This window comes from Demequina litorisediminis (genome assembly GCF_030161615.1).
GTDB lineage: Bacteria > Actinomycetota > Actinomycetes > Actinomycetales > Demequinaceae > Demequina > Demequina litorisediminis.
In genome coordinates this window covers 2,433,367-2,454,120 of record NZ_BSUN01000001.1, presented here as the reverse complement: position 1 = coordinate 2,454,120, position 20,754 = coordinate 2,433,367, and the positions used below count along the sequence as shown (strand labels likewise).

Here is a 20,754-nt window from a genome sequence, read left to right as displayed (position 1 = left end):
ATCCCCGGCGGCACGCGGACCCCCGTCACCGCGTGGACGGGTCGGGCCGTCGCGGCCGCGGCGATCGTGGGCCCCCTCTGGGTGTTCGCGACCTCGTGGTCCCCTGTCGTCCACGGCTCGCCCGCCTACCCTGCGCTCCTTGTCGGCACGGCCGCGCTGGGCGCGTGGAGCCTGTGGCGCTCGTGGCGGCGCCCTTCCCGTCGCGCAGGATGGCGCCTCGTCGCGCGCTATGGGGGCCAGGCTCCTCGCGGCGATCTGGCTCGCCTTCCTGGTGTGGCTGGCGCCCTTCGGCGCCACGGAGCCGTCGCTCAGCGCCATGGCGGGCACCGGTGGCGCGGTCGTCACCGAGTCGTCCAGGCAGATCGTGATCGAGCCTTCAGGCCAGGCCGACACGGGGCTCGGTGTGCTCTTCCAACCTGGCGCGCGCGTCGACGCGCGGGCGTATGTGGACCAGTTCCTCCCCGTCGCGGAGGCCGGCTACCCGGTCGTGATCATCAAACAGCCGCTGGGCATCGCGTTCACGGCGCTCCCGCGCTGGCCCGATCCACTCCGCGAGCCCTACGTCGCACGCTGGGTGGTTGCCGGGCACTCGCTCGGTGGCACCGTGGCGGCGATCCAGGCCGACGATCACGACGGCGACGAGGCTCGGCGGGTCGGCAGGACTCATCCTGCTCGGCTCCTACCCTGCCAGCGACATCTCGTCATCGCTCACGGTGCCTACCCTGTCCATCTCCGCCTCCGAGGATGGTCTGTCGACGCCGGAAAAGATCGACGCGTCCCGCGAGAATCTGCCGCCGGACACCACGTTCACCGTCATCGAGGGCGCAAGCCACTCCTCCTTCGGCGACTACGGGGCCCAGCCGGGCGACGGCGTCCCCACGCTGCGCGACGATGAGGCCCGTCAGCAGATCTCCGCTGCCATGCTCGAATTCCTCGACTCGCTGCCCTGACCTGACCTGACTCGACCATCCGTTTGGCCCACACCTGGGACGAATGAGGCTGATGGGACGAATGCGGCGACCCCGCGAGTCACATCCGTCACGCCCGTCACATTCGTGGACCAAACGAACGCGTGAGAGGACGGCCCGCACATCGGGCCACCAGGACGGCGCGAGGAACTCTAGCCGCGCAGGCTTCTCGAGCGCGGCGGCCAGGTCCTCGGGGTACTCCGAACGCACGCGCACCTCGCCCTCACGCGTGGGATGCGCGAACGCCAGGCTCGCGCGCGTGAAGCCACTGACGCGTGAGCCCTAGGCGCTTCGCGAGCGTGGGATCCGCACCATAGGTGGCATCACCGGCGAGGGGATGGCGCATGGCGGACATGTGCACGCGAATCTGGTGCGTACGCCCCGTCTCGAGGTGAATCTCCAGCAGCGACGCCGAGGGGAACATCTCCAGCACCTCGTAGTGCGTGATCGACGGCCTGCCGTCCTGAATCACCGCGAACTTCCAGTCCGAGCCGGGATGACGGCCAATGGGCGCGTCGATGGTGCCGGCCGTCGGGTCGAGGTGTCCCTGCGCGACGGCGTGATACACCTTCTCCACCGTGCGCTCCTTGAACGCGCGCTTGAGGTGGGTGTAGGCGATATCGCTCTTGGCCACGACCATCAGCCCGGACGTTCCCACGTCGAGCCGATGCACGATGCCCTGGCGCTCTGCCGCACCAGACGACGCCAACGTCACGCCTGCCGACGCCAATGCGCCGACCACCGTGGGGCCGGTCCAGCCGGGCGACGGGTGGGCGGCCACGCCGATGGGTTTGTCCACCACGGCGAGGTCGTCGTCCTCGTACAGCAGCGTCAGCCCACCGGGAATCTCCGGCTCGGGCGCGGGCTCGCGTTCATCGGGCAGGTCCACGATGAGGATGCCGTCGGCCACGCGGTCCGACTTGCCAAGCACCCGGCCGTCCTGCATCACTCCCCCGCCGGCGAGCACATCGGCCGCCTTGGTGCGTGACAGACCGAGCATGCGTGACAGCGCCGCGTCGGCACGCTCGCCCGCGAGGGCATCGGGCACCGGAAGGTAGCGAGTATCAGACACGCGGAACGCCCGCCTCGGGGGTCGCCGGTGAGGGGGCATCGGCCTCGTCCGCGTCCGGGGTCGCTGCGTCGCTCGCCGCCGCGGCATCGAGCACCACGTCGGAGTCATCAACCTGGGTGTGCTCGGGCTCTGCAGGCAGGAGCAACTGACGACCCATGAACGTGACCACCAGCATGGCGATCGCCACGCCCACGATCGCGATGTCCGCGACGTTGCCGATGAACCACCCGTTGTAGTTGATCATGTCGACCACGTGGCCACGGGCAAAGCCCGGCTCGCGGAACAGGCGATCGATGAGGTTGCCGAGTGCTCCGCCAAGCGCGATGCCGAACAGCGCCACGGCAAGGCCGGGCCGCGCCCGCCTTGCGTACCAGATCAGGCCGATCGTGATAGCCACCATCACCAGCGTGACGATCCAGGTGTAGTCCGCACCGAGCGAGAAGGCCGCACCCGAGTTAAAGGTCAGCTGAATCTGCAGGAACTGGCCGATCACCTCGTGGGGTTCGCCGGGCACCAAGGAATGGAGAGCCCAGATCTTGGTCGCCTGATCGACGACCAGCACCGCCAGCGCGACCAACCAGAAGGCTGGCCGCCAGGTCAACGACGCTCCTCGCGCTGCTTGCAGGTCACGCAGTGGGTGGCACGAGGGAACGCCTGCAGGCGCGCCTTGCCGATGCCCTGACCGCAGACCTGGCACGCGCCATAGGTTCCGGCCTTCACGCGGCGCAGTGCGTCGATGCTCTGCTCCAGCATTTCACGGGTGTTCTTGACGATCGACATCTCCTGCTCGCGCTCCAGCGCGGTGGAGCCGGCGTCTGCCTGGTCGTCGCCTGCGCCCTCGGAGGTGTGCAGGAGGTCGGCGAGCTCGTGCTCGGCGCCCTCGAATTCGGCGACGAGGCGCTCGACGTCTTCGTTCAGCGTGGTCACGATGCCGCGAAGGCTCGGCAATCTTCCAGGCGTCATCTCCGTCACGCACGGGCATCGACTTCACATCGGAAGCCTTGAGATCGGCGGGGTCGATCACAACCACCGTCAGGTCAGTACTGGTCATGCCCATCCTCGTTTCGGGTAGTGACGAGATAGTAGTCCGGCGCGTGCACGTCCGCAAAGAGACGCGCGGTAGACACGGAAGCGCCGCCCGGCCTCAGCCTGGGCGGCGCCCCATGCCTCAGTGAAATCAGCGCTGCGTGTCGTCCTCGCCACCAAATGCCTGAGCAACATCCGACTGCTCGGCGTCGTCACGCAGTTCGAGACGCGGCGTGTACTGCGAGGCACCCCACGCCGGGGCCTCCGCCTCGGGGGCGGACACCGCAGAGGTCGCCGTGGCGCCCGACTGCTCGCGGACCTGCGCCCAGGGGCTGGGAGTGGGCTCGGGGCGCTCGACGGCGTCGGCCTCGGGGGCCGATGCCACCTGGGCCGCCACGGGCTCCGCGCTCACGGCCGCGGCCGCACCGGCGAGGCCTGCCGCACCGGGGATCGACGAGGGTGCCGAGGCTCGCGGACGGAGCCACCTCTGCACCGTGCTCGATGTCGCCGAGCAGGTTCTCGAGGTAACCCTTGAGGCGCGAGCGGTAGTCACGCTCGAAGCGACGCAGGTCGTCGATCTTGGACTCGAGGGCCGAACGCTCGCTCGACAGGTCGTCCATGCGCGTCTTCGCGTCGGTCTCGGCCTGCTCCACGATCGACTCGGCCTTGTTCTTGGCTTCCTCGATGAGGCGCTCGCGCTCCTCCTCGCCCGCAGCGACGTACTCGTCGTGGAGCCTTCTGCGCCATGGCGAGCATGCCGGTGGCGCTGGGGGGCGTCGGGTCGGTCGCCGCCTGGAGAAGGCTCTCGCCCTGTGCGGGGGCCTCGGCGACGGGAGCGGTCGGCTGACCGGCCTGCGCCTGCGCGAGACGCTGCGCGAGGTCGTCGCGCTCCGCGACGAGCGACGAGATCGTGTGAGCAACCTCGTCGAGGAAGTCGTCGACCTCGTCCTGGTCGAATCCCTCGCGGTACTTGGTCTTGGAGAACGCCTTGTTCAGGACGTCTTCCGCCGTCAGAAGTGCCATGTGTGACCACCTCGTGTCGAGTCGCGGTCGACGGATGCCGACCAGGGCTGATGAGTTTTCACTGTACTCACATGTACATCGGCATGCACATGAGCGATTACTTGATGTATTCCAGCAGGTTGTTCAGGATCGAGCAGCCGATGAAGAGCACCAGGAACGCGATGTCCAGGCGAATCTGACCCAACTGAAGGGGTGGGATGACCTTGCGGAGCGCCTTGAGGGGCGGGTCCGTCACGGTGAAGATCGACTCCGTGACGACCAGCATCGCGCCGGCGGGCCGCCACTCGCGCGAGAACGACATGACGAAGCCAAGGATCATTCGCCCGATGAGGGCCATCATGAACAAGAAAAGGGCAAACTGCACCAACGAGATGGCTGCTGATAACACCCCGCGAGCCTAACGGACTCAGCGCTCGTTGAAGAACTCGCTCTCGGCGCGTGCCGGCGGCTCCTCGTCCACACCGATCTCCACGTGGGCGGGCGAGAGCAGGAACACCGAGGTGGTGACCCGCTCGATCGAGCCGTGGAGACCAAACGACAGGCCTGCCGAGAAGTCGACGAGACGCTTCGCGTCGGCGTCGGACATCTCCGTGAGGTTCATGATGACGGGGACGCCCTGGCGGAACGCCTCGCCGATCAGGCGCGCGTCGTTGTACGAGCGCGGCTTGATGGTCTGGATGCGGCGCAGGTCCGAGGAGGACATGGCCGATGCGGGGGTGCGCTGACGGTCGCGGGTCGCCTTGGGCGCCTCGGCCTTCTCGCGGACCTCGGAAACGTCGTGCAGGTGCGTCACGGGAGCGAGGCTCCTCATCCGTGTAGTCGTAATCCTCGTGCTGGCTCGTGTCGAAGCCGAGGTACTGGATCGCCTTGCGCATGGCGCTCATTTTTGCTCCTGACGGGTGGTCACCTGCGGTACTCCCTCAAGGTACGGGGGCATCCTGCCGAGGATCGGGAGCGACACGCCGCCGCGGGTTACGGGTGAACGATGACACCCGCGTGGCGTCCCGTGACGCCGTCGCGACGGAAGGAGAACAGACGGTCGTCCTCGCGGGTACAGACGGGGATGCGGACGATGTCGAGAGCGCCCAGTTCGGCCAGCCGGGCCTCGGCCGCACGGCCAAGGTCGAGCGACGGCGTTCTCCAGGAGGTGGTGGACCGCGCAACGGGGTGGCGTGCCGCCACCTGGTCGCGTAGTTCTGCCGGCACTTCGTAGCATCGGCCACAGATGGCGGGGCCGATGGAGGCGCGGATGCTGGGCGCTCGAGTGCGCCGGGGGCGGGCGTCGAGCAGTGCCGCCCACGCGGCATCGATGGTGCCCGCGAAGAGACCGGGGCGCCCCACGTGCACTGCCGCGACGGCATCGGTCGCGGCATCGTGCAGCAGGATCGGCAGGCAGTCGGCCGCAATGGCACCGAGCGCGACTCCCGGCGTGGTGGTCACGAGGACGTCGGCGCCAGGGGCCGATGCTGTGGGCGCCTCGATGCGCGCGACCCGGATGCCGTGCTCGGCCGTCAGGAAGGTGACGGGTGCACCGGCTGCGACGCCGACGAGGCGACGGTTCTCTTGAACCGTCGCCTCGTCGTCGCCCACATGGACCGCGACGTTGAGGGAGTCGTACGGCGTCGCGGACACTCCCCCATCACGGGTGGTGAAGAACGCGCGGACGGGAAGCCCGGCGTCGATCATGTCAGCGCAGGAAGTCGGGGACGTCCAGGACGTCGGCGTCGCGGCTGGCGCGCACCTCGATCGCGTCGGTGTCGGGCTCCGGCTCGTCGGCGTCGAGTGCCTGCGGCACCGACTCCGTGGCGGCGGCCGAGGTCTCGACCGGCGCTGAGACGGGCGCCGCCGAAGCGGCGGCGGGCGCGGGCGTGGCGTTCTCGTAGCCGCCGAGTGCGCCATCGTGACGACGCGTGGTCGGCGCCCCGCCGTCGAAGCCCGCGGCGATCACGGTGATGCGCAGGCTCGTCGCCGAGCGAGTCGTCGATGACCGTACCGAAGATGATGTTCGCCTCGGGGTGGGCGGCCTCGCGCACCAGGCGCGCGGCGTTCTCGACCTCCTTGATACCGAGGTTGGAGCCACCGGCGATCGACAGCAGCACGCCGTGCGCGCCCTCGATCGATGCCTCGAGGAGCGGCGATGCGATCGCGCCCTCTGCTGCCTCCAGCGCGCGCGACTCGCCGCGCGAGCTCGCCACGCCCATGAGGGCCGTGCCTGCGCCCTTCATGACCGACTTGACGTCGTTGAAGTCGACGTTGATGAGGCCGGGGGTCGTGATGAGGTCCGTGATGCCCTGGACTCCGCCCTGGAGAACCTGGTCGGCCGCGGCGAAGGCGCCCAGCACGGACAGGTTGGCGTCCGAGATGTCGAGCAGACGGTCGTTCGGGATCACGATGAGGGTGTCGACCTCTTCGCGAAGGGCCTGGATGCCCGCGTCGGCCTGGTCGGCGCGACGGCGGCCCTCGAAGCCGAAGGGACGGGTGACGACACCCACGGTCAGCGCGTCGAGCTCACGGGCGATGCGGGCCACCACCGGCGCGCCGCCGGTGCCCGTGCCGCCGCCCTCACCCGCAGTGACGAACACCATGTCGGCGCCCCTGAGCGCCTCGGCGATCTCGTCGGCGTGGTCCTCTGCTGCCTGGCGACCCACCTCGGGGTCGGCGCCTGCGCCAAGGCCACGCGTGAGTTCACGGCCGATGTCGAGCCTTGACGTCGGCATCGGACATCAGGAGTGCCTGTGCGTCGGTGTTGATGGCGATGAATTCGGCGCCCTTGAGACCGACGTCGATCATGCGGTTGACGGCATTCACGCCGCCACCGCCCACGCCGACGACCTTGATGGCGGTGATGTAGTTCTGCGGTGCGGCCATGAGCCTTACTCCTCACCTTAACCCTCTACTTGAAGGTTATAGTTATGTCAACTTCTTTCCACGCACGACGGTACGGGCGCGCGTCGGCAATGCGTCTCAGCGGCGCGCGCGTGTCGCGGATAAAGGCGGCGAAACGTCACGAGGTGACGGTCGGGAACGTGGGCGCCGAGACGTCGATGAGCTTCGCGCCCTTCGCCTGCTCCGACGCCAGCAGCGTCGCCAGCACCTCCGCCTTCAGGTGGGAGTCCTCGCCACTGCCCCACTCCACGGCGGGGCCATTGCGCAGCGTGAAGTGAATGGTGTCTTCCGTGGCGGCCTCGATGCCCTCGACGGACTCGCGCAACTCCACGGGAATCTCCTCGACCACCGCCAGCACGCCGGTGAGGATGCGCTCGTGCTCCTCGCCCACCGGAACCGTGATGACCGGCAGGTCGCTCGGGGCCTTCTTGGACTCGCTGACCTGCTCGCCGGACTCGTTGACCAAGAGGTATCCACCGTCGCCACCGGGAACGGCAGCCACGGGCTCGGAGGGCGTGAGCGTCACGCGCAGACCCTGCGGCCACACCAACTCGACCTGGGCGGAGGCAACACCCACCAGGTCTGTGAGTTGGTTTTCCACGTGCGAGGTGTTGAGGGTTGCCAGTGGCTCACCGTCATACGCCGCCACGATCGCGTCGACATCCGCGGGATCCACGACGGTCCCGAAGCCCGTCGCCTCCACATCGGCGGCGTCGAAGGCCAACAGCGGCGACATCAGGGTGATCCACACGGCCGCACCGGCCGCACCGGCGATGGCGAGTCGCTTGGACCACCGGATCAGCGCAAGGCGCCTGTCTGCGGTACGGCGCTCGCGCAGGCGCTCCTGCATGCGCAGCGTCACGTTGTCAGGGTGCAGCCTCGCGCTCACTCGCGCCCACGGGGTCGCGATGGTGCCGTCGCCCACGTCCTTGCGCACGGCCGATGCCCGGGGCACGGCAGTCGTCTCGTCGCCACGGCGCTTCAGGCGACGCGACCACATCCTCAGGCGCCCGTCGCGAGGAGTGGCCGGGCTCGCGGCTCCCCGCCCCATGGTGGGTTGAGCGGCGGTGGCGGGTTTCGCCTGAGGCCGTGTCGCGGTGGTCACCGACGAGGAGCGTGGACGTGCGGGCGCCTCGGGAGCAGACGGCGTGCTGGGGGCCGTGCGGGCGCGCGGAGCCGCGGGCCTCGCCGGCGCCCTCGGCGGAACGCTCGGAGGACGGGGGCGACGCGGCTCGCTCACGCGCGCTCCCGGAGCGCGTCAAGGATCCAGTCCGCTGCATACGTCACCGGACCGGAACCCACCGTGAGAACCAGGTCCCCCGGGCGCGCCAGGCGAGCGGCCTGCGCGGCGGCCTCGGCAAGGTCCTCCACGACGCGTGCGGTGCTGCCGTCCCGCGACTCGACGGCGTCGAGAATCGACTGAGAGGTTACGCCGGGGATCGGGTCCTCACGGTCTCCGTGAACCCCTGCGATCACCACATCGGCGTCGGGAATCGACAGCGCGTGGCCAAACGCAGCCGCGTGCGCCTGCGTGCGGCTGAACAGCGCGGGCTGGAAGAGCACCACGATGCGGCCCGCTCCCGCCGACCGTGCGGCGGCGAGCAGGGCCGCGACCTCGGTGGGGTGGTGCGCATAGTCGTCGACGACCGCGACGCCGGCTGCCTCTCCCCTGGCCTGGTACCGGCGGCCCGTGCCGGCGAAGGTCGCCACGGCATCGGCCGCGCGGGAGGGGTCGGCGCCGACGGCCACGGCCGCCGCCCACGCCGCCGCGGCGTTGAGACGCATGTGCGCGCCGGGCACGGGGACGGAGAGCGGATACGCAGCGGCGCCATCACCCTCCCCCAGCGGTCGAATGGATCCCTTTGGTTCGTCTCGGGCCTGAGGCGAACCAAAGGGATCCACTTGACGGGAAAGGAGGAGGTGCGTGGGGGTGACCTCGATGTCTGCGCCCGAACCTTCCGAGCCGTAGGTGACGACCTCGACGCCCGCGGCGGCCGCCTGCGAGGCCACGTCGCGGACCACGGGGTCATCGGCGCACGCCACGAGGGTGCGGCAATCGCTGGCGAACGCCACGAAGGCCTCGTGCAGCGCCTCCACCGTGCCGTAGTGGTCCAGGTGGTCGGGCTCGATGTTGAGCAGGACGGCAACCTCGGGGTGATAGCGAAGGAAGGAGCCGTCGGACTCATCCGCCTCGACGGCACTGATGCCAGCGGTGCCCGCGTAACCGCCCGCCACGGCGCCCTCCACGCCGAACACCCGCGCGCCCACCGCGAAACCGGCGTCGATGCCCGCGCCGTGCAACACGTGCGCCACCATCGCCGACGTCGTCGTCTTCCCGTGAGTGCCCGCGACCGCGATGAGACGCTGGTCGTCGAGCGCTCTGACGAGGGCTTCGGAACGGTGAATGACCTCGATGCCGCGCTCACGGGCCCGGGCAAGTTCGGGATTGGTCTCGCGCACCGCGGACGAGATGACGACCGTGTCGACGCCGTCGACGAAGGCGGCGTCGTGGCCGATGCGCACATCCATGCCCGCCTCGCGCAGCGCAAGGAAGTAGTGGGACTCGCGCATGTCGGACCCGGTCACCGCGTGCCCGCGCGCAGCCGTGAGCCGTGCCACCGCAGACATGCCCGAGCCGCCCACTCCGATGAAGTGCACGTGGCTCACAGGGCCCCCTCCGCCATGGCCGCCACCCTGGCGGCTCCGTCGATGATGCCAAACTGCGCCGCCGCCGCCCGCATCGCGTCTCCCACGCCGGGCTCAAGCAGCAGGCGCTCGACCTGCTGCTCCAGCGAGGCGGCGGTCAGCGCCGCGTCGTCCACCAGGACGGCGGCGCCCGCGTCCACCGCGGGGGTGGCATTGAGCGCCTGCTCACCGTTGCCATGGGGCAACGGCACGTAGACCGCGGGCAGGCGCATCGCGGTCGCCTCGGCGACCGCTCCCGCACCCGAGCGGCAGACCACGGCCGATGCCGCGGCGAACACCTGCGACATGTCGTGGCTGAACTCGTCGACGCGGTAGTGGCCACGCAGGGCCGCGGGGATGTCACCCTGCGCGCGCAGCGCCTCGTCGGCCTTGCCGCGCCCCGTGAGGTGCCAGACGTGAATCCCGTGCTCCACGAGCCGCGCCACCGCGCCGACGGTCGCGGCGTTGAGGCTCGCGGCGCCCAGCGACCCGCCGGTGATGACCACCACAGGGGCGTCGGCCTCCCAGCCGAGCGCCGCGCGGGCCGAGGCACGGAGGTCGCCTGCCCTAGTCGGGTCGGCGAGCGCCTGCGCGAGTTCCTGGACGGCGGGCAGGAGCGGCATGCCCGTCACCGTGGCGTGCGGCAGTGGGGTGCCCGGCGCCGTGACCGCCACGTGCTCCGTCCAGCGCGCACCGAGGCGGTTCGCGATCCCGGGGCGGGCGTTGGCCTCGTGCACGATGATGGGCAGGCCCGCCTTGCGCGCGGCGCGATACGCGGGAGTCGACACGTAGCCGCCGAAGCCGATCACCGCATCGGCCCCCGAGACCTCGATGGCACGACTGGCAGCAGAGACCGCGGCCGCCCAGTTCTTGGGCAGGCGCAGCAGGTCCATGGACGGACGGCGCGGCAACGGGACCTTGGGGACCTCGTGCAACGTCAGCCCCGCGCGGGGCACCAGGTCTGCCTCGAGACCGACCGCCGTCCCCAGCGCCGCCACGTCATGCCCGCGCTCGCGCAGCGCATGCGCCGTAGCGAGCATCGGGTTGACGTGCCCGGCAGTGCCGCCACCGGCGACGAGGAAGGTAGCCACGTCGGCCCCTGGAGACGACCGCGATGGACCGCTTGATCACGCTGGGACGGGCGGCGAAAGCCTCCTGCGCTCCAGGCTCGTGGCGCGCGAACGCGAGCAGGACTCCGACGGCGACGAGCGACACGATGAGCGACGAACCTCCAGAAGACACCAAGGGCAACGGCACGCCCGTGACGGGCAAGAGGCCGATGACGACGGCGATGTTGATGAGAGCCTGGCCCACGAGCCATGCTCCGATGGCGCCCGAGGCGATCTGCACAAAGGGATCGCGGTGGCGGCGCACCAGACGGTTGATGGCGACCGCGATCATTCCGAACGCGACGAGCACCAGGCCCGTGCCGATGAGGCCAAACTCCTCGCCGATCACGGCGAAGATGAAGTCGTTGTCCGCGGCGGGCAGCCCCGCCCACTTCTCGCGGCTCATGCCTGGCCCGAGACCCCAGAGGCCTCCGGACGCCAACGCCCACAGTCCGTGGATGGCCTGCATACAGGTGCCCTGCGGGTCGCAGGTGGAGGGATCAAGCCACGTCTGGATGCGCACATTGCGAGTGGTGCCCTGGTTCAGCATGTAGAGCACCATGACCACACCCGCCGCACCGACGACGGCGAAGTATCTGAGCGGCACCCCCGCGACCCAGTAGGCGCCGGCCACGAGGAGGCAGATCACGATCGCGGTGCCGAGGTCTCCGCCCACCAACACCAGCCCGAGGACAATCACCGCGGCGATGCCACCGGGCACGATGATCCCCTTCAGCGTCGTCAGTTCCCGCCTAAAGGTGGAGAGCACCACGCCGAGGAACAACGCGAGGCCCAGGCTTCGCGAGCTCCGAAGGCTGGAAGGCTCATACCGCCGGGCAGGATGATCCAGTTCTTGTTTCCGCCCACGTCCTTACCGACGAAGGGCACGAGCGCGAGCATCAGGATCGACACCCCAAGGACAAACGGTGCGAGTTTCTTCCACCACGCCAGGGACAGGTGGGAGCCCACCACGAGCCCGATGAGTCCGATCACGAGAGCGATGGCCTGCGTCAAGAACAGTCGGTACGGCGAGGCGCCCGAATCGGCGCGCAGCGCGTAGTTCGACGTGGTCGACAGCACCAGCGCGAGCCCCACCAGCACCAGGATCGACGTGCCCGCGATGAGCAGGTAGTACGTGGTGACGGGCGAGCCTGACGGTTCAGCCGGGGTCGAGGAGCGTCGCGGGGCCGTGGCCGTCATGACGCCTCCTTCACTCCTTGAGCCTCCCCACCGCGCGAGCGAAGGCCTCTCCTCGGTCCGCATAGGCGCGGAACTGGTCGAACGATGCGCACGCCGGCGACAACAACACGGTGTCCCCAGCCTTCGCAGCCGCACGGGCCGCTGCGACGGCCCGTTCCATGACAGTCTCTCCCGGCTCGATACGGGTCACCGGGATATCGGGCGCGTGTCCCGCGAGTGGGGCGGCCAGCGGCGCCGGGTCCTCGCCGATCAGCACCACGTGGCGCAGACGCGCTCCGATGGTGCGCACCAGGTCATCGAACTCCTGACCCTTCGCCTGGCCACCCGCCACCCACACCACGGAGGCGTCCACACGGCCGCCAAACGCGGCGATGGTGGCGTGCGCGTTGGTCGCCTTCGAGTCGTCGACGTAGTCCACGGCGTCGACGCGAGCCACGAACGCCGTGCGATGCGCGTCAAGCGCGAAGGACGCGAGGCCACGACCCACGGCATCGGCCTCGACCCCGACGGCGCGGCACAGCGCCGCCGCTGCCAGGGCGTTGAGTGCCAGGTACGGAGGCACGTCCCCTGCCACAAGGTGAGCGAGGTCATCGACGTGGCCCAGGCTCGAGTGCCTCGCGCCGGCGGGCGTCATGGAACGCCCTGTCCACCAGCACACCCTCGACGATGCCCAGGCGGCTCACCGCGGGGCTTCCCAGAGTGATGCCCACCGCACGCGCGCCGTCGACCACATCGGCGTCGGCCACCATCGACTCCACCAGAGAGTCGTGGGCACCGTACACCGCGGCGACCTGAACGTGCCGGTAGACCCGTGCCTTGTCCGCGCGGTAGGCCTCCACGGAGCCGTGCCAATCGAGGTGATCCTCGTCGGCATTGAGGCAGACCGCGGCGTGCGGCGACACCGTGGTGGTGAAATGCAGTTGGAGAGACGCGATCTCGACCGCAACCAGATCGTGCTGCTCACGCGCGGCGCCGATCACGGGGATGCCCATGTTGCCGCACACCGCGACGTCGAGTCCGCCTGCCTCGGCGATGGCCCCCACCATCTGCGTGGTGGTGGTCTTACCGTTGGTGCCCGTGATGAGCACCCACGGGATGCCCTCTCGCCGCACGCGCCACGCGAACTCCATCTCGGAGACGATCTCCACACCCGCCTCGGCCACCGCGGCGAGCCACGGGTGGTGCGGGGCAAACCCCGGCGAGGACATACAAAGGTCGAAGCCCGCGAGCGAGAGGCCGTCGAGCGAGGAGGCGTCCGCATCGGCAGCCTGGGGGTCCACGACGGTCGCCGTCGCGCCTTCGGCCACCGCGGCCTCGCGTGCCGACCTGCCCGCGACGCCGAGGCCGAGGATCAGGACCGCTAAGCCCTCGAGCCGACCACTCATGCGCCGGACGGGAGCGAGGCGACCCACTCCGTATAGAACACGCCGCCACCGACCGCGGCACACAGGCCGGCGATGATCCAGAAACGGATCACGATGGTGACCTCACCCCAGCCCATGAGGCTCGAAGTGATGATGCAGGGGCGCCATCTTGAAGACGCGTTTACCCCCGAGATCTTGAACCAACCGATCTGGATGACGGACGAGGCGACGATCACGACGAACAGGCCGCCGATGATCACGCCCAGCAGGCTCCGTGCGCGACATGATCGTGATGCCCGCGATCGCGCCGCCGAGCGCGAGCGAGCCCGTGTCGCCCATGAAGATCTTCGCGGGCGACGCGTTCCACCACAGGAACCCGAAGCATGCGCCCGCGATCGCCGCGGCGAGGATCGCGAGGTCGCGCGGATCGCGCACCTCGTAGCACTGCGAGGCACCCGACGTGAAGCCGCACCACTGGTTGTACTGCCAGATGCAGATCAGCGTGTACGCGCCGAAGAAGACCAGCGAGGCACCCGTGGCGAGACCATCGAGGCCGTCCGTGAGGTTCACCGCGTTGGACCACGCGGTGATGAGGAAGTTCGACCAGATGATGAACAGGATCAGGCCCACGGCGGGGCCCCAGTAAGCGAGGTCGAGCACCGTGTCGCGCAGGAACGAGATAGACGTCGAGGCGGGCGTCTCGCCGTGCGCATTCGGGAACTGCAGCACCAGCACCGCGAACGCGATGCCCACGACCGCCTGGCCGAGAATCTTGTACCTGGCCCTCAGGCCGAGCGATCTCTCCTGGCGGATCTTGATGTAGTCATCGAGGAAGCCGACGAAGCCAAGGCCCACGATGAGGAAGACCACCAGCATCGACGAGGCGTACGGCGTGCGGCCCGTGAGCAGGTTGCCGCCCAGCCAGCCCAGCACCAACGCGAGGATGATGACGACGCCACCCATCGTGGGGGTGCCACGCTTGACGAGGTGCGAAGCCGGGCCATCCTGACGGATGAACTGACCGTACTGGTGGCGGGTGAGGTAGCGGATGAACAGCGGTGTGCCCAGCAGCGCGATGACTAGGGAAATACCTCCCGCGAACACCACGGCCTTCATGCAGTCTCTCCCAGCAGGTCGTCGGCAAGCTTCCACAGCCCGGAGCCGTGGGACGCCTTGATGAGCACGGTGTCGCCGCGCGTGAGGCGCCCGTCAAGGAACGCGCGGGCCTCGTCAATGGTAGCGACGAAGGCGGCCTCGTCGCCCCACGAGCCCTCGCGGACGGCGGAGACGTACGCGGCTCGCGCCCCGGCGCCGACCACCAGCAGGTGGTCGATCCTAAGACGCACGGCGTCAAGCCCCACCTCCTCGTGGGCGGCGAGCGCGGCCTCGCCCATCTCCAGCATCTCGCCGATCACGGCGAACGAGCGGCCCTCGACCGCCACGTCCTTGAGAGCGCGCAGCGCGGCGCGCATCGATTCGGGCGACGCGTTGTACGAGTCATCGAGGATCCACACGCCGTCGGCTCGCTCTGTCAGCGCCATGCGGTGCGCGCTCACGGGCCCTGCGGCGGCCACGGCGGCCGCGGCCTGCGACGGGCCGATGCCGCACTCGAGCGCCGTCGCGATCGCGGCGAGCGCGTTGGTGACGTGGTGTTCACCCACCAGCGTGAGCGTGACGCGTTCGCCCGCCTCGCCGTCGGTGACGGGGACGAAGGACGCGCGGCCGCGATCGTTGGCGACGGCGCTGGCCGCGACGTCGACGTCGTGCCTATCCCCCACGCCGAACAGGCTCAGGCGCCTTCCGTCCTCGGCGAGGATGGCGCGGCGGGCCATGGCGGCGACGCGCGGGTCGTCGGTGTTGAGCACCGCCACACCGCCGGGCACGAGGCCATCGATGAGGGACGCCTTTTCCTCGGCGAGAGCATCCGAGGAGCCGTAGCCGCCCAGGTGAGCCGACCCGACGGTCAGGACCACCGCCACGTCGAGCGGTGCGATCCCGGTGAGGTACGCAAGGTCGCCGGGCGCGGACGCACCCATCTCAAGCACCAGGTGACGCGTCGACGCATCGGCCCTCAGCACCGTCAACGGTAGGCCGATCTCGTTGTTGAAGGCGCCCACGGGAGCCACCACGTCCGGCAGGACCTGCGCCAGCAGATCCTTCGTGGTGGTCTTGCCGTTCGAGCCAGTGATGCCGATGACGGTGAGCTCACCCTCGGTGCGCAGCAATGCCAGGTACGCGCGAGCGAGCCGCCCCAGCGCGGCCACCACATCGTCCACGAGCACGTGGGGACCGGCGACCGGCTGGCTCACGAGCGCCAGCGCGGCACCGGCCTCGAAGGCTTGCGGGACGTAGTCGTGGCCGTCGACGTGCTCCCCGATGAAGGCCAGGTAGAGCGCTCCCGGCTGGACGGCGCGCGAGTCCTTCTCGACGGACGTGACCTGCGCGTGCACGTCGGCGGCGAGGTCGCCGCCGACGGCGTTGGCGATCCATTGGGCGGTCAGAGTTCTCATGCGTTCTCCCCCGCGGCGCGCTCGGCGACGATGCGCGCGTGCGCCTGCAGATACGCGTCACGGTCGTTGTACCGGTGGAACACGCCCGCGATCTCCTGCGTGGGCTCGTGGCCCTTGCCGGTGACGATCACGGTGTCGTCCGGGCGCGCCAGACGCAGCGCAGTCTCGACCGCAAACACGCGGGGCTCCACCTCGTGGACGTCTGCCAGATCCGGTCGCACCTTCTGGATGCCCTCGCGGATCATGGCGCGCACCGCCGCAGGCTCCTCCGAGCGCGGGTTCTCGTCGGTGAGGACGATGACGTCGGCGAGGTTCGCGGCGATCTCCCCCATCACGGGGCGCTTGCCCTGATCGCGGTCACCGTCCGAGCCGAAGATCAAGATGAGGCGACCGGGAGTGATGGGCCGCACGCCCTCGAGCGCGAGCGTGAGCGCATCGGGGGTGTGGGCGTAATCCACGATCGCCAGCGGGTCCGCCTCGGAGCGTTCGATGACGCGCTCCATGCGGCCGGGCACGCCGTGCGCCGTGGCGACTCCCTCGATGGCCTGCTTAAGCGTGAGGCCAGCGGCGTGCGCCGTGACGATCGCTACTACGGCGTTGGAGACGTTGACGAGCCCAGGAAGCGGCGACGTGGCGCGGTGCGCGGCACCGTCGGGGCCCGCAAAGGTAAAGGTGGAGCCCACGCCGTCGAGGCCGATCTCGGCCTCCGTCACGGTCCAGTCGGCCTCGTGGGGGTCGTCTGCGTGCGTGGACACGGTCCAGGCGGGGATCTCGACGCGCGAGGCGAGCAGGCGGCCCCACTGGTCGTCGACGTTGATGACGCCGAACCGGGCCCGGCCGGGCTCGAACAGCCGTGCCTTCGCGTCGAGGTAGGCCTCCATGGTGCCGTGGAAGTCGAGGTGGTCCCACTGCAGGTTGGTGAAGACGGCGACGGCGAAGTCGACACCCGAGATCCGGTCCAGCGATGCGGCGTGGGAGGCGACCTCGGTCACGGCTGCCGTCACGCGCTGTTCGAGCATGCGGGCGAGCAACCCGTGCAGCACGGGCGACTCGACGGTGGTGCGCGGCGACTCGATGGTGTCGGCGCCAAGGCGCAGTTCGACGGTGCCCATGATGCCCGTGTGGGCGTGCACGCTGGCCAGCGCGTTCTCGATGAAGTAACTCGTGGTGGTCTTGCCGTTGGTGCCGGTCACGCCGACAAACACCAGGTCGCGGCTGGGGTCACCGTAGATCTCCGCGGCCGCCTCACCCATGGCGGCGCGCGGCTCCTCGACGACGAGGATCGGCACCGTCAGGCCAGCCTCGCGGGCCATGGCCTCACCCTCGCCATCGGTGAGGAGGGCCGATGCCCCGGCTGCCACGGCATCGGCCGCGAACCGGGCGCCGTGGACCGTGAAGCCCGCGAAGGCGCCGAACAGGTCGCCTGCGCGCACGTCGCGCGAGTCGACCGTCGCACCCGTCAGGGTGAGGTCAACGTCGGGGGTCGGAGCGCCGATGCGTGCCGCGACGGCCGCCAGCGTGGCGGTCCGAGCGTGGTCGGGCCGAAGTTCCATATGGGTCACGGGTCACTCCCAGGTGGTCGGGTACAGGCTCCTCGGCCTCTCCCGACGGCGCGACGCGGAGCGTCTGCAGTGCGAACGCGGTGACGTCCGAGAACACGGGCGCCGCCACCACACCGCCATAGATGCTCGTCTGCGGGTCGAAGAGGCTGACGGACACCACGACGGCCGGGTCATCGGCCGGGGCGACGCCCACGAAGGACGCGACGATCGAGCCGAGCTTGCCGTCCGAGCCGACGGCCTGCGCTGTGCCCGTCTTACCCGCTACACGATACCCGTCCACCTGTGCCAGGGTTCCCGTGCCACCCTCGGTGACGTCCTCCAGCATCAGCATGACCTGGTCGGCGGTGTCCTCCGAGACCACGCGGACGGGCTCGGAGGCCTCCGCGTCGGTGATAGTGCCGTCCTCGTTGCGATAGCCCTTGATGAGCGTGGGCGACAGCCGCTCGCCACCGTTGGCGAGAGTCTGGTACACCTGCGTCGTCTGCAGCGCCGTCACGGCGACGCCCTGGCCGTAGAGGACCGCGTACTTGGTGCGGCCGTCCCAGTCGTCCCAGTTCGCCAGCAGACCCGCCGACTCGACGGGCATCCCGACGCCGGTGGCCGTGCCGAAGCCAAACTTCGTGAGGTACTCGTAGCGCTGTTCCTCGGTGAGCTTTTCACCGATCATCACGGTGCCCGTGTTGGAGGACTCCGTCAGGATGCCTGCCGCGGTGAACTTCTCCAGGCCGTGTTCGTGGGAGTCCTTGAACTCCTGGCCATTGGAGGTCGTGTACTTGTACGGCACCTCGAACCGGCTGGTGGGCGTGATCACACCCTCCTCGATCGCGGCGGCCATGGTGATGGCCTTCGCCGTCGAGCCGGGCTCGAAGACGTCCTCGATGGCGCGCGACGTTCGGCTCGAGCCGTCCGTCGCCCCGGGGTCGTTGGGGTCGACGGTGCCGGAGTCCGCCATCGCCAGAATCTCGCCCGTGGTGGGGTCCTGGACGGTGATGAAGCCGTGCGTGGCACCGGTCTCGTCGAGGGCCTCCTCGAGGCGGTTCTGTGCGTAGTACTGGATGTCGCGATCGATGGTGAGGACCACGTCCTGGCCGGGCTCCGCCGGCGTCTCATCGAACTCGCCGGTGGGGATCGCCGTGCCGTTGCCGCCACGCTCATAGGTGTACGAGCCATCGGTGCCCAGCAGGGTCTCTTCCTGGGACTTCTCGATGCCCGCGAGGCCCCAGTTGACGCCCTGCTTGTCGTCGACACCGCCCACGAAGCCCACGATGTTGCCGGCGAGGTCTCCGTTGGGATAGACCCGCTCGGAGACGGCCTCGGCCTCGATACCCGTGATCTTCTCGTCGTTGATGAGGTCCCACGTCTCGGGCGTGACGTACTTCGCAAGGTAGACGAAGGTGTCGTCTCCCACTAGGCTGGCCGCGAGGCTCGTCCTCGTCCATGTCCAGGATGGGCGCGAGGATCTCGGCGGCGTCGAGCGCCCCTCGGCGACCGTCTCGCCGTTCTCGACGCGCTTGAAGTCTGCGATCTTGGTCTGGTTCACGAACACGTGATACCGGCTCACCGACGTGGCAAGCACCTCACCGTTGCGATCGACGATGTCGGCGCGCTCGGTGGTCACCGTGGTGGTCGCGAGCCTGCTTTGGAGCGCCTGCGTGGCCAGGTCGTCGGGGTCGACCACCTGGATCATCACCAGCCGGCCGGCGAACAGGGTCAGGATGCCCAGGGCGCCGAGCGTGATGACCTGCTGACGCATCTGCGGGCGGCCGATGCGCATACCCCGCGCCCGTGCCGCGCGGCCCTTGCCGGGTCGCGGGCCACCAGCCGCGCCAGGAACCCGGCGTGCGCCCTGAGGCGCGCTGCGCGGCGAGGTGGGCCGGGCGTTGCGACGCTCGTCCATCATTCCCCCTGCTCCAGCACCGCCCCGTCGGCGATGGACACTGAGCCGAGGGTAGACGCGGGCTCCATCCCGAGGTCGGAGGCGCGCTGCGCGAGATAAGTGGGCGAGTCGTTGCGCTCCAACTGGTCCGTCAGGGTCGCCGACTGCTGGTGCAGCGACGCGATCTCGATCTTGAGGTCGCGCCGCTCGTACGCACCCTTCGTCATCTGGGTGTTGATCAGAAGGACGGCGAGCAGCGAGGTGAGCACGATCGCGATACACGTCCACGCGAACGGAGCAATCGAGCGCGCCTGCTCGGGCGCCGCAACGGCGTGCAGGTGGCGCCGCGGCTCCGGGGCCGGGCTCGAGGCGTTTGCGCGACGGGCGGTCGCTCCCACAGCGACGGGACGGTGCTGGCGGACGGGAGCGGCGCTCATGCGGGCCTCCTCAGGCGCGACGGCGGGGTGACGCGGATCCGTTCCACGGCCCGCAAGCGGACCGGCTTGGAACGGGGGTTGACCTCGGCCTCTTCGGCCGAGGCCTTCTCTGCGCCGCGAGTGAGCGCGCGCAGATACGGCTGGTGCTCCTCGGGAACTACGGGCAGTCCAGGAGGCGCCGACGACGTGGTGCCCGCGGCGAAGGCTGCCTTGACGAGCTTGTCCTCGAGCGAGTGATACGACTCCACGACCACGCGTCCGCCGACCCGTACGCCCTCGATCGCGGCAGGCAGGGCGTCCTCGAGGACCTCGAGCCTCGCGGTTCACCGCGATGCGCAGAGCCTGGAAGGTCCGCTTGGCGGGGTTCGAGCCGGGCGTCCTGCTGGCGGCGGGGATACACGCGCGCACCAGGTCGACGAGGCTCTGCCGAGCGTGTCAACGGCGCGGTCTCTCGCCTCTTCACGATCGACTCCGCGATCCGCGAGGCGAACCTCTCCTCGCCGTACACCCTGAGGATCCGCGCCAGTTCGCGCTGGTCGGCATCGCGCAACAAGTCGGCGGCGGTGACCGGGTCCTCGGGGTTCATCCGCATGTCCAGCGGCGCGTCCTGCGCATAGGAGAAGCCGCGGTCGGCCTCGTCGATCTGCAGCGAGCTCACGCCGAGATCGAGCAGCACTCCGTCGGCCAGGTCGGCGCCAGCCGCCGCCACGGCGCCGGCGATGTCGTCGTACTCGGCGTGGTGAGCGATGAACCGGTCGCCGAAGCGGGCGAGGCGAGCGGAGGCCAAGGCGATGGCCTGGGGGTCGCGGTCGATCCCCACCACGGTGGCGAGCTGGCACCGCTCGAGGATCGCCTCCGTGTGACCGCCCATGCCGAGGGTGCCGTCCACCACCAGGGCGCCCTCGTGGTTGAGCGCGGGAGCAAGCAGGTCGACGCAACGGTCGAGCATCACCGGCTGGTGACGCGAGGCCGCATCCGTCATGTCCTGCTCCCTTCTGCTGTCCTGCGTTCGCTTTGCCCCTGCGTCCCGGTCTCC

General features: G+C 69.6%; 19 protein-coding genes and 5 pseudogenes. 2 read left to right on the top strand and 22 right to left on the bottom strand.

From position 1 onward, the window contains the following. Nucleotides 1–229: 229 nt before the first annotated feature. Nucleotides 230–622 (top strand): annotated as a pseudogene (locus QQK48_RS22165) (alpha/beta hydrolase); the annotation flags it as partial. Then, nucleotides 597–950 carry an alpha/beta hydrolase gene (locus tag QQK48_RS22160; protein ID WP_431308435.1) on the top strand — a complete coding sequence of 118 codons (354 nt, stop codon included), beginning with the start codon at nt 597–599 and terminating at the stop codon, nt 948–950. The pseudogene QQK48_RS22165 and the gene QQK48_RS22160, both read left to right, overlap by 26 nt. Nucleotides 951–1,136: 186 nt before the next feature. Here the strand turns inward: QQK48_RS22160 and QQK48_RS15020 are convergent. The 22 genes and pseudogenes from QQK48_RS15020 to rsmH all read right to left on the bottom strand — a co-directional run. Further along, nucleotides 1,137–2,079: pseudogene (locus QQK48_RS15020) on the bottom strand (RluA family pseudouridine synthase); the annotation flags it as partial. After that, the gene (lspA, locus tag QQK48_RS15015) at nt 2,033–2,641 is read right to left on the bottom strand and encodes a signal peptidase II (RefSeq protein WP_284328990.1); all 609 of its coding nucleotides are present in this window, start codon (nt 2,639–2,641) and stop codon (nt 2,033–2,035) included. The pseudogene QQK48_RS15020 and the gene lspA, both read right to left, overlap by 47 nt. Then, nucleotides 2,638–3,003, bottom strand: a complete 366-nt coding sequence (locus QQK48_RS15010; protein ID WP_284329422.1) for a TraR/DksA family transcriptional regulator — start codon at nt 3,001–3,003, stop codon at nt 2,638–2,640. Before QQK48_RS15010 ends, lspA begins: the two co-directional genes overlap by 4 nt. A gap of 214 nt (nt 3,004–3,217) precedes the next feature. Then, nucleotides 3,218–3,559 (bottom strand): hypothetical protein, encoded by a 342-nt coding sequence (locus QQK48_RS15005; RefSeq protein ID WP_284328989.1) that lies wholly within the window; start codon nt 3,557–3,559, stop codon nt 3,218–3,220. 56 nt (nt 3,560–3,615) lie between these two features. Next, nucleotides 3,616–4,089: a DivIVA domain-containing protein gene (locus QQK48_RS15000; protein WP_284328988.1), complete on the bottom strand. Its 474-nt coding sequence runs from the start codon at nt 4,087–4,089 to the stop codon at nt 3,616–3,618. Nucleotides 4,090–4,186: 97 nt separating this feature from the next. After that, nucleotides 4,187–4,477 carry a YggT family protein gene (locus QQK48_RS14995; RefSeq protein ID WP_284328987.1) on the bottom strand — a complete coding sequence of 97 codons (291 nt, stop codon included), beginning with the start codon at nt 4,475–4,477 and terminating at the stop codon, nt 4,187–4,189. Nucleotides 4,478–4,495: 18 nt separating this feature from the next. Beyond that, nucleotides 4,496–4,882, bottom strand: a complete 387-nt coding sequence (locus QQK48_RS14990) for a cell division protein SepF (RefSeq protein ID WP_284328986.1) — start codon at nt 4,880–4,882, stop codon at nt 4,496–4,498. 179 nt (nt 4,883–5,061) lie between these two features. Further along, nucleotides 5,062–5,775 carry a purine nucleoside phosphorylase YfiH/LACC1 family protein gene (locus QQK48_RS14985; protein WP_284328985.1) on the bottom strand — a complete coding sequence of 238 codons (714 nt, stop codon included), beginning with the start codon at nt 5,773–5,775 and terminating at the stop codon, nt 5,062–5,064. 1 nt (nt 5,776) lies between these two features. After that, nucleotides 5,777–6,957, bottom strand: a pseudogene (gene ftsZ / locus QQK48_RS14980) (cell division protein FtsZ). Between the two features lie 136 nt (nt 6,958–7,093). After that, nucleotides 7,094–8,026: a cell division protein FtsQ/DivIB gene (locus QQK48_RS14975; protein WP_284328984.1), complete on the bottom strand. Its 933-nt coding sequence runs from the start codon at nt 8,024–8,026 to the stop codon at nt 7,094–7,096. Between the two features lie 185 nt (nt 8,027–8,211). Beyond that, on the bottom strand, nt 8,212–9,642 hold the full coding sequence (gene murC / locus QQK48_RS14970) for a UDP-N-acetylmuramate--L-alanine ligase (protein WP_284328983.1): 1,431 nt from the start codon (nt 9,640–9,642) through the stop codon (nt 8,212–8,214). After that, the gene (locus tag QQK48_RS14965) at nt 9,639–10,751 is read right to left on the bottom strand and encodes a UDP-N-acetylglucosamine--N-acetylmuramyl-(pentapeptide) pyrophosphoryl-undecaprenol N-acetylglucosamine transferase (RefSeq protein WP_284328982.1); all 1,113 of its coding nucleotides are present in this window, start codon (nt 10,749–10,751) and stop codon (nt 9,639–9,641) included. The genes murC and QQK48_RS14965 overlap by 4 nt, the downstream gene beginning before the upstream one ends. Next, complete coding sequence (locus QQK48_RS14960) at nt 10,660–11,541, bottom strand: FtsW/RodA/SpoVE family cell cycle protein (protein WP_284328981.1); 882 nt, start codon at nt 11,539–11,541, stop codon at nt 10,660–10,662. The genes QQK48_RS14965 and QQK48_RS14960 overlap by 92 nt, the downstream gene beginning before the upstream one ends. Continuing rightward, nucleotides 11,511–11,969 carry an FtsW/RodA/SpoVE family cell cycle protein gene (locus tag QQK48_RS14955; protein WP_284328980.1) on the bottom strand — a complete coding sequence of 153 codons (459 nt, stop codon included), beginning with the start codon at nt 11,967–11,969 and terminating at the stop codon, nt 11,511–11,513. The genes QQK48_RS14960 and QQK48_RS14955 overlap by 31 nt, the downstream gene beginning before the upstream one ends. 10 nt (nt 11,970–11,979) lie before the next feature. Then, entirely contained in the window at nt 11,980–12,531 is a 552-nt protein-coding gene (locus QQK48_RS14950) for a glutamate ligase domain-containing protein (RefSeq protein ID WP_284328979.1), read from the bottom strand. 25 nt (nt 12,532–12,556) lie between these two features. Further along, nucleotides 12,557–13,354, bottom strand: a complete 798-nt coding sequence (locus QQK48_RS14945) for a Mur ligase family protein (protein ID WP_284328978.1) — start codon at nt 13,352–13,354, stop codon at nt 12,557–12,559. Beyond that, nucleotides 13,351–14,449: pseudogene (mraY, locus tag QQK48_RS14940) on the bottom strand (phospho-N-acetylmuramoyl-pentapeptide-transferase). The gene QQK48_RS14945 and the pseudogene mraY overlap by 4 nt, the downstream one beginning before the upstream one ends. Continuing rightward, complete coding sequence (locus QQK48_RS14935) at nt 14,446–15,843, bottom strand: UDP-N-acetylmuramoyl-tripeptide--D-alanyl-D-alanine ligase (RefSeq protein WP_284328977.1); 1,398 nt, start codon at nt 15,841–15,843, stop codon at nt 14,446–14,448. The pseudogene mraY and the gene QQK48_RS14935 overlap by 4 nt, the downstream one beginning before the upstream one ends. Continuing rightward, nucleotides 15,840–17,396 (bottom strand): UDP-N-acetylmuramoyl-L-alanyl-D-glutamate--2,6-diaminopimelate ligase, encoded by a 1,557-nt coding sequence (locus QQK48_RS14930; RefSeq protein ID WP_284329421.1) that lies wholly within the window; start codon nt 17,394–17,396, stop codon nt 15,840–15,842. The genes QQK48_RS14935 and QQK48_RS14930 overlap by 4 nt, the downstream gene beginning before the upstream one ends. Continuing rightward, nucleotides 17,314–19,305: a peptidoglycan D,D-transpeptidase FtsI family protein gene (locus tag QQK48_RS14925; protein WP_284328976.1), complete on the bottom strand. Its 1,992-nt coding sequence runs from the start codon at nt 19,303–19,305 to the stop codon at nt 17,314–17,316. The genes QQK48_RS14930 and QQK48_RS14925 overlap by 83 nt, the downstream gene beginning before the upstream one ends. Beyond that, nucleotides 19,302–19,718, bottom strand: a complete 417-nt coding sequence (gene ftsL / locus QQK48_RS14920; protein ID WP_284328975.1) for a cell division protein FtsL — start codon at nt 19,716–19,718, stop codon at nt 19,302–19,304. Before ftsL ends, QQK48_RS14925 begins: the two co-directional genes overlap by 4 nt. Beyond that, nucleotides 19,715–20,700: pseudogene (gene rsmH / locus QQK48_RS14915) on the bottom strand (16S rRNA (cytosine(1402)-N(4))-methyltransferase RsmH). The gene ftsL and the pseudogene rsmH overlap by 4 nt, the downstream one beginning before the upstream one ends. Nucleotides 20,701–20,754: the final 54 nt, after the last annotated feature.

Bases quoted from the DNA above. Each gene is read 5' to 3' on its own strand.
- QQK48_RS15010 (WP_284329422.1), bottom strand. From the start codon at position 3,003: ATGACGCCTGGAAGATTGCCGAGCCTTCGCGGCATCGTGACCACGCTG.
- QQK48_RS15000 (WP_284328988.1), bottom strand. From the start codon at position 4,089: ATGGCACTTCTGACGGCGGAAGACGTCCTGAACAAGGCGTTCTCCAAG.
- QQK48_RS14985 (WP_284328985.1), bottom strand. From the start codon at position 5,775: ATGATCGACGCCGGGCTTCCCGTCCGCGCGTTCTTCACCACCCGTGAT.
- QQK48_RS14975 (WP_284328984.1), bottom strand. From the start codon at position 8,026: ATGGGGCGGGGAGCCGCGAGCCCGGCCACTCCTCGCGACGGGCGCCTG.
- QQK48_RS14955 (WP_284328980.1), bottom strand. From the start codon at position 11,969: ATGACGGCCACGGCCCCGCGACGCTCCTCGACCCCGGCTGAACCGTCA.
- QQK48_RS14945 (WP_284328978.1), bottom strand. From the start codon at position 13,354: ATGAGTGGTCGGCTCGAGGGCTTAGCGGTCCTGATCCTCGGCCTCGGC.
- QQK48_RS14935 (WP_284328977.1), bottom strand. From the start codon at position 15,843: ATGAGAACTCTGACCGCCCAATGGATCGCCAACGCCGTCGGCGGCGAC.
- QQK48_RS14930 (WP_284329421.1), bottom strand. From the start codon at position 17,396: ATGGAACTTCGGCCCGACCACGCTCGGACCGCCACGCTGGCGGCCGTC.
- QQK48_RS14925 (WP_284328976.1), bottom strand. From the start codon at position 19,305: ATGATGGACGAGCGTCGCAACGCCCGGCCCACCTCGCCGCGCAGCGCG.
- ftsL (WP_284328975.1), bottom strand. From the start codon at position 19,718: ATGAGCGCCGCTCCCGTCCGCCAGCACCGTCCCGTCGCTGTGGGAGCG.